This is a genomic window from Paenibacillus kribbensis (assembly GCF_001705305.1).
Classification (GTDB): Bacteria; Bacillota; Bacilli; order Paenibacillales; family Paenibacillaceae; genus Paenibacillus; species Paenibacillus kribbensis_B.
In genome coordinates, this window is record NZ_MCBP01000014.1 from 36,914 (window position 1) to 52,148 (window position 15,235).

The 15,235-nt window shown below is 47.8% G+C and carries 13 protein-coding genes and 1 riboswitch; of the genes, 3 read left to right on the forward strand and 10 right to left on the reverse strand.

Annotated features, from left to right (window positions below; all coding sequences use genetic code 11):
- Positions 1-51: 51 nt before the first annotated feature.
- From BAZ21_RS21510 to purB, 7 genes are read right to left on the reverse strand one after another with little or no spacing between them, the layout of a single operon-like run.
- A complete protein-coding gene (locus tag BAZ21_RS21510) occupies positions 52-1,152 on the reverse strand; it encodes an alpha-hydroxy acid oxidase (protein ID WP_068504972.1) in 1,101 nt (366 codons plus the stop codon).
- 19 nt (positions 1,153-1,171) lie between these two features.
- Positions 1,172-2,548, reverse strand: coding sequence for an MmgE/PrpD family protein (locus BAZ21_RS21515; protein WP_068504973.1), 1,377 nt, complete (start codon positions 2,546-2,548; stop codon positions 1,172-1,174).
- The gene (locus tag BAZ21_RS21520; RefSeq protein WP_068504974.1) at positions 2,539-3,690 is read right to left on the reverse strand and encodes a M20 peptidase aminoacylase family protein; all 1,152 of its coding nucleotides are present in this window, start codon (positions 3,688-3,690) and stop codon (positions 2,539-2,541) included. Before BAZ21_RS21520 ends, BAZ21_RS21515 begins: the two co-directional genes overlap by 10 nt.
- Positions 3,677-4,465, reverse strand: coding sequence for an amino acid ABC transporter ATP-binding protein (locus BAZ21_RS21525; RefSeq protein WP_068504975.1), 789 nt, complete (start codon positions 4,463-4,465; stop codon positions 3,677-3,679). Before BAZ21_RS21525 ends, BAZ21_RS21520 begins: the two co-directional genes overlap by 14 nt.
- 13 nt (positions 4,466-4,478) lie before the next feature.
- Positions 4,479-5,150 carry an amino acid ABC transporter permease gene (locus BAZ21_RS21530; RefSeq protein WP_068504976.1) on the reverse strand — a complete coding sequence of 224 codons (672 nt, stop codon included), beginning with the start codon at positions 5,148-5,150 and terminating at the stop codon, positions 4,479-4,481.
- A gap of 25 nt (positions 5,151-5,175) precedes the next feature.
- Entirely contained in the window at positions 5,176-5,955 is a 780-nt protein-coding gene (locus BAZ21_RS21535; protein ID WP_256022319.1) for an amino acid ABC transporter substrate-binding protein, read from the reverse strand.
- 10 nt (positions 5,956-5,965) lie between these two features.
- Positions 5,966-7,804: an adenylosuccinate lyase gene (gene purB, locus BAZ21_RS21540; RefSeq protein ID WP_068504978.1), complete on the reverse strand. Its 1,839-nt coding sequence runs from the start codon at positions 7,802-7,804 to the stop codon at positions 5,966-5,968.
- A gap of 289 nt (positions 7,805-8,093) precedes the next feature.
- Between purB and BAZ21_RS21545 the strand changes: the two genes are divergently transcribed.
- Together BAZ21_RS21545 and BAZ21_RS21550 are read left to right on the forward strand one after the other, a co-directional pair.
- Entirely contained in the window at positions 8,094-9,191 is a 1,098-nt protein-coding gene (locus tag BAZ21_RS21545) for an iron-containing alcohol dehydrogenase family protein (protein WP_068504979.1), read from the forward strand.
- A gap of 42 nt (positions 9,192-9,233) precedes the next feature.
- On the forward strand, positions 9,234-10,421 hold the full coding sequence (locus tag BAZ21_RS21550; protein ID WP_068504980.1) for an aminotransferase class I/II-fold pyridoxal phosphate-dependent enzyme: 1,188 nt from the start codon (positions 9,234-9,236) through the stop codon (positions 10,419-10,421).
- 163 nt (positions 10,422-10,584) lie between these two features.
- On the opposite strand, the gene BAZ21_RS21555 is transcribed toward BAZ21_RS21550, so the two are convergent.
- Entirely contained in the window at positions 10,585-11,421 is an 837-nt protein-coding gene (locus tag BAZ21_RS21555) for a YitT family protein (protein ID WP_068504981.1), read from the reverse strand.
- Positions 11,422-11,956: 535 nt separating this feature from the next.
- On the opposite strand from BAZ21_RS21555, the gene BAZ21_RS29110 reads away from it, so the two are divergent.
- Positions 11,957-12,109: a hypothetical protein gene (locus BAZ21_RS29110; protein WP_010348453.1), complete on the forward strand. Its 153-nt coding sequence runs from the start codon at positions 11,957-11,959 to the stop codon at positions 12,107-12,109.
- 80 nt (positions 12,110-12,189) lie between these two features.
- Here the strand turns inward: BAZ21_RS29110 and thiC are convergent, their stop codons facing one another.
- Together thiC and BAZ21_RS21565 are read right to left on the reverse strand one after the other, a co-directional pair.
- Positions 12,190-13,962: a phosphomethylpyrimidine synthase ThiC gene (thiC, locus tag BAZ21_RS21560; protein ID WP_068504982.1), complete on the reverse strand. Its 1,773-nt coding sequence runs from the start codon at positions 13,960-13,962 to the stop codon at positions 12,190-12,192.
- 181 nt (positions 13,963-14,143) lie between these two features.
- Positions 14,144-14,256, reverse strand: a riboswitch (TPP riboswitch).
- A gap of 96 nt (positions 14,257-14,352) precedes the next feature.
- Positions 14,353-15,096, reverse strand: a complete 744-nt coding sequence (locus BAZ21_RS21565; protein WP_068504983.1) for an IclR family transcriptional regulator — start codon at positions 15,094-15,096, stop codon at positions 14,353-14,355.
- Positions 15,097-15,235: the final 139 nt, after the last annotated feature.

Genomic DNA, 15,235 nt, shown 5'->3' on the forward strand with positions numbered 1-15,235 from the left:
GAGGGGATTTTTTACATGCTTGAAGCATTCAGTAGAAAATATGAACGGAAATTAGCAACGGTGCAGATTTTCTCTGGATAAGTGTTTCATATTTGCTTCACCAGATAACCTAAGGGCAGAGATTAGCTGTGACTTATATTGCTCGATAACCTGGACCACCCCTTCTTCCCCGTACGCCGCCAAACCATAAATATACGGCCTTCCGATGGAAACGGCATCCGCTCCCAAAGCCAGCGCTTTATATATATCCGTACCGCTTCTGATGCCACCGTCCACGATAATAGCGGTTCTATCTTTAACCGCGTCAACAATGGGCGAAAGGGACTCCAGGGAGGATATTGCCGCATCCAGTTGTCTTCCACCGTGGTTTGATACAACAATCCCTTCAAATCCCAGCTCGACGGCTTTTTCCGCATCTTTTGGATGCTGTATGCCTTTTAAAATAATCGGCAGACTGGTAATTTTCCTCAAACGGAGAATATCATCCCAAGTAATATGATCCCTGCGTTTATTGTTTTGAATTTCTTTTATAATATTTTCTTCCGTCCATTCCGTGACCAACGCTTGAAATACAGGATCTTGACGAAAATTGGCTCCGCCTCTGGTTGCTCTCACAGGCGAGAAGTGATGAACAAAGCTGCTGCTTCTCCATCCCAATACGCCTGTGTCCACGGTTGCGACGATCGCTTTATATCCGGCTTGCTCCGCCCTTTTCACCATGCTGAAGGTGAGAGCTTCATTGGTTGACCAATAGAGCTGGAACCAGTTATTTCCTTGCGGCGTGTGTTCGCTTATTTCTTCCAAAGAATAATCGGAAACCGTACTTGCGATATAAGGGACACCCGCCTTTTCGGCAGCCTTGGCAGCGGCAAGCTCTCCTTGCGGACACGCAAGTTTTTGGTAGCCGACCGGCGCTAATAGAATTGGAGCTTGTATAGGTTGGTTCAATATGGAAGTGCTTATTTCCACAGAAGATACGTCCCGCAGCACGCGCGGAATAATCGCCCATTGACGAAACGCCGTTTCGTTCGCAAGCAGTGTCTCTCCACTTCCCGATCCGCCTCTAATATATTCAAAAGCACCACGTTCCAATTTTTCTGCGGCCAACGCTTCCCAATCCTTATAAAAGACTGGCATTTGGTTCCTGGTCATGATTTTTCCTTCTTTCCAGCTATAATAAGGAGAGCAGCCCGGAAACCGGATATTTCTCCAAGTCATCGACATATTGCAGGATTCGGCGTGAAGTCTTTTCGTTTTGCAGACAGATCTTCAGTTTGTATTGCATTTCCTCATCAGTTAACGGCTGCAGGGCCGAACCTTTGGGCGCATCCACACGCTCGCTCCATATTTCGTTGCGGTCTGTTATGATTTCCACAATTGTAAATCTGCCTTTCGGGATACTATCGGGAACAGGTTGAATGACATCACTGTACCTTCTCTTGATCTTGCTCATGAACATTCGTACATCTTCCGCAATAGGTTGTGCCTGAAAATTTCCAATTGAAAGCGGATAATGCAAAAGAATCAATCCGACAATATATTCTATGCTAAAGCGACCTTGTTCACCTGTCAGCGGAGTATGCTGCACTAAAGCGGCATCACCGCCCTGGGGGAAAATGATGTCGATTTGCTTGATTCGCTCCGGGTCGATCGGATAGTTAGCCACTAAACGCAAGGCTGCATCCGCTCCATGATACCCTGCGGAGCAAAAAGGATACAGTTTAAACCATAAACCCGGGTTAGCAATTTTCCATGAGCCATGCTGCCAATGATCCAATAAAAAAGGAGCCGCATATGGTTCGCCTTGTCCGTATACAGCAAAAAAGCCCAGCTCCTGATCCAATCCTGCCGCCGTGCCGCTTAACTGATATTCGGTAAATAAAATCGATTGCAGGGCCGCTTGCGAGGCCAAACCTGCATGCAACGGCTTGGCTTCCGTTCCGAACTGAACTCTTAGACCGCTGGCCTGCGTCGCCGCCAAACCTATCACCCGGCACATTTCCTGATGACTCATGCCTAGAAAATAGGCTCCCGCAACAGCAGCGGCAACGGTTCCGAGTGTACCGGTATTATGCCAGCCTTTGGCATAATGGTCTTTTCCGATGGCTTGTCCAAGCCTGGCCATCACTTCCACCCCGATAATATAGGAGGCCAAGAGCCTTTGGCCGTTCAAATCTTTTTCAGCCGACTTGCTCGCAGCCAGCGAAAAAAGCACCGGTAAAATAACAGTGCTCGGATGGCCACGAACATCGGAATGAACATCGTCAAAGTCAAGCGTGTGGCCTATAAACCCGTTTAAGAGAGCGGCATGAAGCGGCGTTGTTTTCATGTTCTGACCGATGACAGGAACAAGTCCTGACCCGCCGTCCATGTCCAAATGCTTTTTAAGCTTCTGGACACTTATATCGCTGCTGGCCGCATAACATGAGGCAATAAAATCAACAAGCCCCATTTTGGCCATATGCACCGCTTCTCGCGAGACCAGCGGGTCCGCAGCCTGAATGCAGTCAACAAACCGGCTTGTTAACGACTGATTGCTCAATTCCATTGCTCCAATACTTTCACGGCAAGATGCGAGAAATAATTTGCAGCGACAATCAGAGCATCTTCATTTAGCGAGTATGCGGGATGATGCCATTCCTGAGGACCATCCACACCCATCCATACAAAAAATCCGGGAATGGTTTCCTGATAAAAAGCGAAATCTTCTCCGCCGGGACTTTGCGCGGCATCCACGACCTTATAGCCCAAGTCTTTGGCCGCATCCGTGGCCACATCCGTAAATCTCCCGTTATTATTCACGCAGGGAAGATAACTGTACCAACGGAAATCCACCTCGGCTCCGTATCCGGCGGCAATCCCTTCCGCAGTGCGTTTCATGAGCACGGGGATACGACTTCGCGCTTCTTCCTGAAAGGTCCGCACGGTTCCTTCCAGCTCCGCTTTGTCCGGAATGACATTCCATGTGTTCCCGGATTGAAACCGCGTCACACTAATAACCGCATTGTGAAACGGGCTAAGACTCCGGCTGACAATCGATTGCAGGCCGGAAACAATTTGCCCACCGACCACAATAGGATCGACACTGTTATTTGGAATGCCGGCATGGCCGCCCACGCCGATCACATCCAACTCAAATTTATCTACACTGGCCATCAACGAACCTTCTTTGATGCCAATTGTGCCGACAGGCAAATCAGTCTTATTGTGCATGCCAAAAATGGCCTTTACCCCTTCAAGCGCTCCGGCTTGAGCGATTAATTTTGCACCTTGGGCGATTTCCTCTGCCGGCTGAAAGATGAATCTGACCGTTCCTCTTAATTGCGACTTTTTTTCTTGCAGCAAAATAGCCGCTCCAATCATAGAGGCGGTGTGAAAGTCATGTCCGCAAGCATGCATAACCCCGTCATTTTTAGACACAAAATCCACTTTCGTTTCTTCTCGAATGGGCAGGGCGTCGATATCCGCGCGAACGGCAATGGTCGGTCCGGGAAGCTCGCCCTGGATTTCGGCAACAACGCCCACCTCTAGCGGAAAATCAAGAATTGGAATGCCAATGTCCGCCAACCAGCGTTTTATCCGTGCAGTCGTTTCATGCTCCTGCAAGGAAAGCTCTGGGTGCTCATGTAACTCTCTACGGTATGCGACTAGCTTTTGCTGTAATTGTTTTTGATTATCAGAAAGCGCCACTGAACGATTCCTCCTTCGTTTCCTCTTCGCTGCCAGTTGCTCTGCTGCCCAACTGCTGCAAAAATTGTTTGGTTCGCGGATTTACGGATTGCTCAAAGATTTGCGCTGGAGTTCCTTGCTCGACAATATGGCCGTCAGCCATGAAAATAATCTTGTCGGCGACTTCCTTCGCAAAGGCCATCTCATGCGTGACAATGATCATCGTTGTATTTTTTTTCGCAATGTACCGGATTACCTGCAATACCTCGGCCACAAGCTCCGGGTCCAACGCGGAGGTCGGCTCATCAAACAAAATCGCATGGGGATCAACCGCCAACGCCCTGGCAATGCCGACACGCTGCTGCTGTCCGCCGGATAAGGTAACCGGGTAGTTGTCCTTTTTATCCACCAGACCGACCTGCTTCAATAAATCGAGCGCTATTTGACTTGCAGCTTCTTTTTTCATTTTTTTGGCGATCACTAAAGATTCCGTAATATTCTGCAGAGCGGTTTTATTCTTAAACAGATTATAATTTTGAAACACCATCGCCGTTTGCTGTCTTAATAAATGCGCTTCTTTCCCGGAAAATTTTTCAGCGTTTATCCTGGCGCTTCCGATTTCTATTTCCCCTTGATCGGGAGTTTCCAATAAATTCAGACACCGGAGCAATGTTGACTTTCCTGAGCCTGAAGGGCCGATAATCGCAACGACTTCACCCTGTTTCACCTCTATATTGATGCCATTTAGCACAACCAAATTGCCAAAACGTTTATGCAGGTTTTTAACCGATATCATTCGTCAAAACCTCCTATTGTTGATAAGGCCGGTTAATTCTTTGCTCTGCCACGCGCTGAAGTGACGATACTCCGATAACAATAATCCAATATAAAAGCCCGACTGCCAAATACGTTTCGAAAAATTTGAAGCTTTCCGCCGCCATCATTTTGGCTTGGGCAAACATCTCGGCCACACCCAACGTAAACGCCAGTGCCGTTTCTTTAATAAGCGTAATAAATGTATTGCCAGTACCGGGTAGCGCGTTACGCGCCGCCTGCGGCAGGATCATCCGGCGGTAGGTTTGAAATTTCGTCATGCCAACCGATAACCCCGCCTCCAATTGGCCTTTATCAACCGAATTCAGCCCAGCTCTGAAAATTTCCGCTAGAAATGCCGCTTCTTTTAAACTCAAGCCAATCAGCGCGGCCGTTAATGCCGTCATATTATTAAAAGCGGGAATTAACTGCGGCAGGCCAAAGTAAAATAGAAATAGCTGCACCAGCATCGGGATCGCCCGAAAAAAAGAAATATAGACAGCCGCAAGCTGTGTGAGTACAGGAATGCGGCTGTTTCTAATAAGTGCCACTATTAAGCCCAGTAAGCTTGCCATTATCATGGCCGATACGGCCATGATAATGGTTAAGGGCAAATATTTAATAATGTTGGGAAAGACGGACAGCATATATTCAAAATCGAAATCCATTGGAGAGTACACCTCAAGACTTAGTTTATTCTGTTACATCCTTACCGTAATATTTTTTCGAGATTTCTACTAAAGTCCCATCATCGCGGAGCTTTTTGAGTTCAGTGTTAAATTCCTTCAGCAGCTTTTCACCCTGTTCCGTTCTGGCAAAAGGAAAGGATACATCATCATGTGAAATCGGATCGCCTACCAATTTGAAGGGAAGCTTGCCTTTGGCAATCTCAGCCAGAAGCGTGGTGGATGCGTTAATATATCCGTCCACCTTGCCTGTGATAACTTCATTCATGGCAGATTCACGTGTTTCATATGTTTTTAAAGTAACCTCGCCTTTGGTGTCCCAGGCTTTAAAATTTTTCACATTGTTGGACCCCAGAACGGCTGAAATGGTTTTTCCTTTTAAATCATCCAAAGTATTAATTTCATTATTGTCTGACCGGACAGCAACCTGTGTGCCAAGAACTGAGTATTTGTCCGTAAAATTATATACTTTTTTTCTTTCATCGGTTACGGCTACGTTATTGGCGATCGTGTCCAGCTTGCCTGCTTCCAATTGACCCATCAATCCGGAGAAATCCGTCAGTGTCCATTCCACTTTGTAGCCAAGATTCTTTGCAACAGCCTCCAGCACTTCGACATCATAGCCGACCAGTTTATCTCCTTCTTTAAAGGAGTTTGGAAAGCTTTGTCCTGTCGCCCCTACTCTGAGCACTTTTTCTCCGCTTGAGCTTGTTCCATTGCCGCAAGCCGCCAACACGACCAGCAACATTCCTGCAATCATAATACCAAGAAACTTTTTCATCATAATCCCCTCTGCTTTATACGTTTTGAGTTACCTTAGCTGCCTGCAGATCCTTTTTAAAGTAAACCGTTGTATGACCTCTCCCCAAATCTTTGGTACCGATTTTGTGATACCCCTTGCTTTCATACATGGCAGACAGCCATGGGTGATTTTCCGCCGTGCCCAAGGTAACGGCCGTACTTTTTAAATCGGACGCTATTTTTTCTTCAGCCAATGACAAAATCTTCGATCCGATTCCTTGCCGCTCATTTGCCGGATCTACGGCCAGCCAGCCGATATGCGGCAGACCGGCGGGGCCAGGTTGGTTCCCCCATGGCAGCCTAATGGCGACGGTCGCGATCATTTTCCCGTTTTGCTCCAGCACATAACACAAGTTATGGGTGATATGCTTTTTCACCAAATCCAGATCAGCATGTGCCGCGGCAAAATTTATCCCCAAATCCCTTATGGGTTGGTAAGCTCTTAATGTCAGGTCGAGCAACTCTTCCGCATCGTCAAGAACCGCCAGACGGAAATGCTGCTTCACCAGCACTTGATCCACTTTTTCAATCGCGGAACCAAGATAGGTTTCAGGATTTAACAGCTCTTTTATTTTCGTTTCATCCAGCACCTTAGCGACTTGTTCATTGGCAACCAACACATCCTGAAACGGTGTATGCTCTTCAATAGCCTTCATCGACAGCTCATAAATAAGCTCATGTGCAGTCTGTTTCCCGTAGCTCTCCGCCAATGCAAACATGACTCTTTCCGATAATAAAAGCCCGCCTTGCAGATTTAAGTTTCGGAGCATGTTATCAGGTTTTACGATCAGACCCTGCAAAACCGTTTTGGTCGATAACAGCTGAGCAGACAGATAGATGCAGATTTCCGGCAAAGCAATCCATTCGCCCCGCCATGACATAGCATCCCGTTCATGCTCCACGATAAGGGAATCCTGAATAAGGGACACGCTATGGAGAATCGGTCTTGTCAGGCTTGCGATCCCCTCCAGCGCTGCCGGATTCCGTTTATGGGGCATCGTTGTGCTGCCAATCTTCCCTATTGAAAAAGGTTCTTCAACTTCATCAATCTCCGACCGCATCAGATTATAGAATTCATTGGCAAGCTTGCCTAATGTACCGCTGATTAATCCGATAACACTGGCGTACTCCGCGATTCTGTCTCGCGACGAATGCCAGCAAATCTCCGGCACGGACAAACCCAGTCTTTGTAGAGCGTTCGCTTCGATTTCAGGCCCTTTAGGACCAAAAGAAGCAAATGTCCCGACTCCGCCTGCAATAACACCGGTAAATGTCCGGGCCTCCAAACCTTGTAACCGTTCAATATGGCGGTTAATTTCACTCAGCACCACGGATAATTTAAAGCCAAAGGTTGTCGGCAGACCCTGCATGCCGTGAGATCGGCCGGCCATCGGCGTTCTTTTGTATTTTTCGGCAAGCTTGGCGAGCTCTCCCGCAACCTCTTTCAACTCCGAAAGGATAAGGGCATGTGCCTCTTTTAATTGCAGTATGGTTCCTGTGTCCACAATATCCTGGGTCGTTGCTCCAAAATGGACATACTCTCCATCCTCGCCGCATAATGATTGCAACGCTTTTATGGTTGCATTTAAAGAGTGTTTCGCTCTTGCCGATTCACTTGCGATTTCAGCAAAATCCACAAATTCGGCCTTAGCGTTTTTGGCAATCGTTTCGGCGGCACCCCGGGGGATAATTCCAAATTCCCCTTCCGCCAGAGCAAGAGCAGCCTCCACATCAAAATGCTTTTGCAGCCGGTTATGCTCCGACCAGATGCTGCGCATGTCAGCTGTTCCGAAATTATTTCTTAGCAATACCATATCTATTACATGGGAACTCATTACATTTCTTCCTTTCCGCCTAGTCTGCTTTTTCGTGTTGGGGCTACATTACAATACATAACAACGCCACAACGCCAAATTCATAGTTAACACATGTGTTTTACCGCTTTACCTAATTACTATAATATATAGATCGAAATTTAGCATGTCAATAATTAAAATCTAAGACTAATTTCGTCAGGGCACCCGCTTAAGAAGTAATTGACATAGATTTGCGAACAGAGTATATTTTTCACAATATCATTTATTCCTCCCTATTAAGTCGGAATATAATGGAGGTAGCGTCATTATGGAATCAACTGTCGTTTTGAAAGCTGGTCCACAGGAATACTATCACAGTAAAGGGATATTGAATCAATTGCCCCAATTGATTGTCGAAAGAAAGATCAACAGATTATTGGTCATACATGGAGAAAGATCGCTTCAGGCCGCCATGCCTTACTTGCCTTCGCTGGAAAATTTTGAGATTCAATATGAGAAATATAGTGGCGAATGCTCTCTAAACGAGATTAAGCGAATCTCCGCTATTGCCAAGCAATATAAAGCGGAAGGACTAATGGGGATCGGCGGAGGAAAGGTGGCGGACCTTGTAAAAGCAGTGGCCTATCAACTGCAAATCCCGGAAATACTTGTTCCGACACTTGCTTCCAATTGCGCCGCATTCAGTGCCGTAAGCATCATTTATAATGATGAGGGGGTCCATGTTGACAGCTTGTCTTTCCCGAAAGCAACCAACCTTGTCCTGATTGAACCGGAGATCATTTTAAACAGCCCTGTTGAATATACGATCGCCGGTATCGGCGACACTCTCGCCAAATGGTATGAAGGCGTGTCCCGTTTGAATCAGATACAGACCAAAACAATACCGATGCAATTGAGTTTCGAAATGATGCACAAATGCAGGGAGTTTTTATTCGAGTTCGGGGAACAATCCATCAAAGACGCGCAGACCGGAAAATTAACGGATGCCTTTATCAATGTTATTGATACGAATATTGCCGTTGCCGGCCTCGTTGGAGGCTTCGGAAGTATATTTGCCAAAAGCGTTGGCGCACACGCCTTCTTTAATGCTGCGACAGCTATTCCCGGAACGAATACGATTTTACACGGATCTCTTGTAGCGTTTGGAATTCTGGTTCAATTAGCCCTGGAAAAGAAAATAGACGAGCTGGAGTCGATTCTTCCTTTCTATAGAAAAATAGGCCTCCCGACAACGCTGCAGGATATATATTTGGACGATTCCAGCACGGAAGCGCTGCGGCTGATTGCGGCAAAAATGACGTCTCAAACATCGAGAATTCACAGTTTACCGTTTAAAGTCACCGCTGATGATGCACTATGGGCGATCCTGACAGTGAACAGGATTACAAGCAGCTACAGTTATTAAGGATATACATTGCTTCTAGCCATCAGCAGAAAGGAAAAAAGAATGGTTGATTTTGATGAATCCAAGCGGCTGAAATCCCTGCCGAGAAAGTACATGTCCAAACAAGCGGAAGCGATTGCCAATTATGAAAAGCAAGGAATTGATATTATTAATCTCGGAAGAGGCAACCCGGATTTGCCTACTCCTCAGCATATTGTGGATCGCTTGAAAGAGGCCGTTGATGTGCAGAGCAACCATGGATATCCACCTTACAATGGGAAAAAGTCTTTGAAACAGGCCATTGTTGCATTCTACAAGCGTGAATACGACGTGGATCTTGATCCGGACACCGAAATTGCCATTTTTAACGGGTCTATTATCGCCGTTGCCGCTCTGCCACAATGTCTTTTAAATCCGGGCGACACCATCATGTTTCCTGAGCCTGCCTTTCCGATGTATTATTCCGCGGTTAAATTGGCCGAGGCCCATCTTTACGGTTTGCCTGTGAAGGAAGAAGATGGATTTCTGCCGGATTATAACGCGATTCCGACGCAAATCGCCAACCGTACAAAATTGCTGTTGTTAAATTATCCGAACAATCCGACAGGCGCTGTGGCAACAAGTCATTTTTTCGCGGAAACTGTTCAGTTTGCCACAAAACACAATATTCCCGTTTTTCATGATATGGCTTACGGATCGATTGGTTTTGACGGACACAAGCCGCTTAGCTTCTTGCAGACGAAAGGGGCTAAAGAAATAGGCGTGGAAGTATACACCATGTCAAAGGCGTACAATATGGCCGGCTGGAGAGTGGCGTTTGCCGTTGGCAATCCATCCATTATCGCAGGCATTAACCGCTTTGTTGAACATGCTTATGGAAACGTGTTCGGAGCGGTTCAGGATGCTGCCGCAGCCGCCTTAACATCCGACCAGGACTGCGTCCGCCAAATCACGGATATATATAACCAAAGAAGAGATACATTAGTAAACGGGCTGAACAAAATCGGCTGGCATGTAAGGCCTTCCGCAGGCACCTTTTTCGTATGGGCGAAAGTCCCGGAGGGGTATAGCTCAGAACAGTTTTCCGCTCTTTTATTGGACAAAGCTCATGTTGCCGTTATTCCGGGCGAAGCTTTTGGTCAACATGGCGCCGGATATGTTCGCATTAGTTTGGTTAGTTCGGAAGAAAGATTGCTGGAAGCCGTGCAACGGATTAAAGATGCCAATATTTTAAGATATCAGAAAGTATAAACTTCGTAGGATCAGCGAATTAAAAGGACTCTCACAGCCGTTTGCAGGAGCTGTTGTTGGGCAGACGGTCAGAGGGAGCGAAAACCTCACAACAGCAAAAAAGCCGATCCCTCAGGACCGACTTCCAACCATGTTCTCCTTTAACCTTACCTTGGCACCGCCATTACTTCGAAATATCCAAAAATCCCTCTCCGAACACATCCCGTACGTCATGAATCGTAATAAACGCTGCTGTGTCGACGGCTTTTACAATCTTTTTGAGCGCCGACACCTCTTGCTTGCTAATGACGATATACAGAACCTCCTTCGGATTTTTGGTGTAATATCCGTGGCCTGACAGGACGGTAACTCCACGATCCATCTGCGTAATGACCATCTCTGCAATTTTATCTTGATGCTCGGAGATAATCATGACCGCCTTTTTAGGATTTAGTCCCTCAATCATGAAATCCATAACCTTTGTACCCACGTACAGGATCACGATAGTCAGCATCAATTTTTCCGGACCAATAATAAAATAGGAAGAGAACGCTACGATCAAATCAAAAAACAACAAAGCATAGCTGATATTCCAATCCAAATATTTGTTGGCAATCCGTGCCAAAATGACCGTTCCCGCCGTTGTGCCCCCTACCCGCACGATTAAGCCAATCCCGATTCCGACCAAAATCCCGGCAAATACGGCATTAATCGTCGGCTCATGCGAGTCAATCCGCCAATCGGCCGTTAAATGCAAAAATAATGAGTTAAATGCAACCGCAATGACGGTGTATAACGTTGTTCTCGCATCCAGAAACTTATATCCGATAATCAACAACAGACCATTGATCACCAGATTGACGACCGAGGGAGACCAGTGAAACAGGTAGTACAAAATAATCGTAACCCCTACAACGCCCCCTTCGCCAAACTCATTCGGGATGACATACAGATTAACAGCCAGCGCGAAAAAAAAGGCGCCTACAATAATAAATGCGATATCCGCAAGTCTCTTTTTCATATATGCTCTAATCCTTCCTCAAACATTTCATCGCTACTTAGCCAGATGATTGACTGACTCTTGCTGTCAAAATACGCTTACAACCAGTTCATGGTATCTACTTACAAACCTAAAGTCAATATAACTTTGACACTTTAATTCGCCACCAAACTGCCTTAATCCCGAATTCAGGACTTTGCAAAATTCGATTCCTGACGCTCCAAAACACAAAATACAGACGAAACCCAGCCATCTCACAAAAAAACACAATCCCGACTACTAAACTGAGAAAACGGGCCTCTAGCCCTTATTTTCGATCTAGGCACATCCTCCCCTAAAATGACCATCCTCCTAATGCACATTTTGGACACATACGACCATCTTCCTGTTTTATGTCAAAAGCATTTTACTTTGAAAAAATGCGGTTATAATGATTTCAACTTAACCAAGCAACCTACATGGCATTACGACATCAAATACATACAAATAGTCCTATACAGATGTCCTAAGCAACTCAAACCGGATTTGACAAAATGGAATTGGAGGAACAACCTACATGAATACAATGAACCTAACTGTACACACCCTGATGCCCTTTCACCACCAATACCAACGCGCCAACGCTGTGAGTATGCAGAAGAAAGAAGATAGCTCGGAGAAGAAGCTCAGCTTTCAGGACATTTTGAATGAGAAAATGGGTAAAAAATAAAATAAGCTCAAAAGCCGTGTTTCCCTACATCGTCTGTAGAGAAAACACGGCTTTTTTAGGGTTATTGACTTACATTCAACCTATTTCCCCGCATCCCGGTACTGTTCGGCCTTTTCACGCATCCCGGCAGCTACGGCTTCTTCTGTATTCAGTCCCTTATCTGCCGCATAGGCGCGAATGTCCTGCGTAATCCGCATGCTGCAGAATTTGGGGCCGCACATCGAGCAAAAATGGGCTTCCTTGGCCCCCTCTGCCGGCAGCGTCTCATCATGGTAGGATAAGGCTCGCTCGGGATCGAGGGAAAGATTAAACTGGTCGCGCCAGCGGAATTCAAAGCGTGCCTTGGATAAGGCATCATCCCGTCGCTGCGCCCGTGGATGGCCTTTCGCCAGATCGGCAGCATGTGCAGCAATTTTGTAGGTAATGACTCCTTCACGAACATCATCCTTATTCGGCAGGCCCAAATGCTCCTTCGGCGTAACGTAGCACAGCATGGACGTCCCGAACCAACCGATCATGGCTGCTCCGATAGCTGAGGTAATATGATCGTAGCCAGGCGCAATATCCGTCGTGAGAGGTCCCAAAGTATAAAAAGGAGCTTCCTTGCAAATTTCCATTTGTAAATCCACATTCTCCTTGATTTTGTGCATCGGAACATGCCCCGGGCCTTCGATCATGACCTGGACGTCATGCTTCCACGCGATTTGCGTTAGCTCACCCAGCGTTTCCAGCTCTGCAAACTGTGCTTCATCATTCGCATCATAGATGCTGCCCGGACGCAGACCATCCCCGAGGGAAAAGGCTACATCGTAAGCTTTCATGATTTCGCATATTTCTTCAAAATGCGTGTACAAAAAGTTCTCCTGATGGTGCGCAAGGCACCAAGCCGCCATAATCGACCCGCCCCGGGAGACAATTCCCGTCATTCTGTTCGCCGTCATCGGGATATAGCGCAGGAGCACACCCGCATGAATTGTAAAATAGTCCACACCCTGCTCCGCCTGCTCAATCAGGGTATCGCGATACAGCTCCCACGTCAGTGCCTCAGCTTGGCCGTTCACCTTTTCAAGTGCCTGATACAGCGGTACGGTTCCAATCGGCACAGGGGAATTCCGGATGATCCATTCACGCGTCGTATGGATATTACGGCCTGTGGACAGGTCCATGACCGTATCCGAGCCCCAGCGCACAGCCCAGGTCATCTTCTCCACTTCCTCCTCAATGGAGGACGTGACTGCAGAATTACCAATGTTCGCATTGATCTTCACGTGAAAATGACGTCCAATGACCATCGGCTCACTTTCCGGGTGATTGATATTGGAAGGCAAAATCGCCCGTCCCGCCGCCAGCTCCTGCCGCACAAACTCGGGCTCCACCCCTTCGCGAATGGCTGCAAATTCTATCTCGGGCGTAATGATTCCCTTGCGGGCATAGTGCATTTGCGTCACCGTGCGCCCTTGTGAGGCACGAAGCGGACGATGGGTCACGCCGGGAAATTCCGCCGCCTCCCGCTTGGAACCGGGCTTCAACCCGTTATCCTCCGGCTTAACCGTGCGTCCCTCGTAAGCTTCGGCATCGCCCCGTTCCAGCACCCAGGCTCTCCGCAACGGCGGCAGCCCCCGTCGAATATCCACCTGATAGGCTTCGTCCGTCATTGGTCCGCTCGTGTCGTACACACGCAAGGGCTCATGATGCTCGGTGCCCTGCGGCGTATGTGTGGGGTGCAGCGCGATTTCACGCTCTGGCACGGCAATATCCGGCCGCGAGCCTTGAATATACACCTTGCGGCTCCCCGGAAAGTTCTTCACTCCTGTTGCCTTTACTTCAGTTCCTTCTGTTTCCGTCGGTTTCATTGTCCGTTCCTCCTGTTTCGATGAAATGACACACCGATCCGGAACCATTCCCAGGGTGGCTGATCTATGCAAAAAAGCCGGTTCCCCAGGGAACCGGCTAATCTAACGAAGAGCTATCCAAAAGTACGCACACGGAATAATATATTCCATGCGCCTTCTTAGGCAGCAGCTGCGTATACATTTCAATGGCCGATTACTTCCCTACGCTGGTATGATCCAGATCAGGTGCAAAGGGTCCGGAATCTTGCACGATTCCATCTCAGCCCGGCATTACAGGCTCCCCCAGTAACTGTGATACTTCGATTTGCATGAGGCGGCGATAACAGACATCCCGCCATCCTCATCAGATTACTTTAAAATTATTGCTTTGGCAACCCTTCTCTGGTCCTGTTAGGGGAGCATAAGCCCCATTTCCTTCGCTGCTTCGATCAAAATCGGGGCAAAATCATGCAGCGTCTCAGGTGCAAGTCGGCTGACCGGACCAGATACAGATAAGGCCGCAGCGACCTGTCCCTTCCGGTTCACCACAGGCGCAGCCACAGCGGCTGCACCCGGCTCCCGTTCTTCATAGCTGGTCGCATAGCCTTTCTCGCGAATATCCTGCAACTGAGCCTTATAGACCTCCGGATCTACCGAGGACGGCCATTCACCCCCTCTTAGCAAAGCTTCCAGCTCCTGCGGCGGCATAAAGGCCGCCAGCACCTTGCTGGAAGCCCCCACAGCCAGCGGCATGCGCGCACCCACAGGCGCAACTCGGCGGATGGGCTGGTTGCTCTGCACGGCTTGAATGCGAATACGCATGCTGCCGTCCCGCAAGTACAAGCTGATCGTCTCACCCAGACGGTCACGCAGTCCTTCCATTGCAGGCTGCAGCAGCACCGCCGGCTCGTCGCTTTGTGACAGATGGGTGGACAGCTCCCATATGCGGAAGCCGAGCCGGTATTTTTCCGTCGCGGCATTTCGAACGACAAAGCCACGATCCTCCAGCGTGGTCAGCAGCCGGTGAACCGTGCTTTTATGTAGCCCAATTTTGGAGGCAATCTCCGTCAGACCAAGATCCGAGTCTGCGGTAAAACACAGCAATATATCAAGTGCACGCTCCACAGCGCGAACGGTTAATTTACGGTCTTCCATCGTGAACCGCTCCCCTTGTATCCATTTTCGTTTCACACCATGAAACATGGTTACATAAATTATATAGAATACTCGCGGCTACTGTAAACCGATGTTTTTGTGACAGCTATATTACAGAAAAAGAACAAACATCGACAAT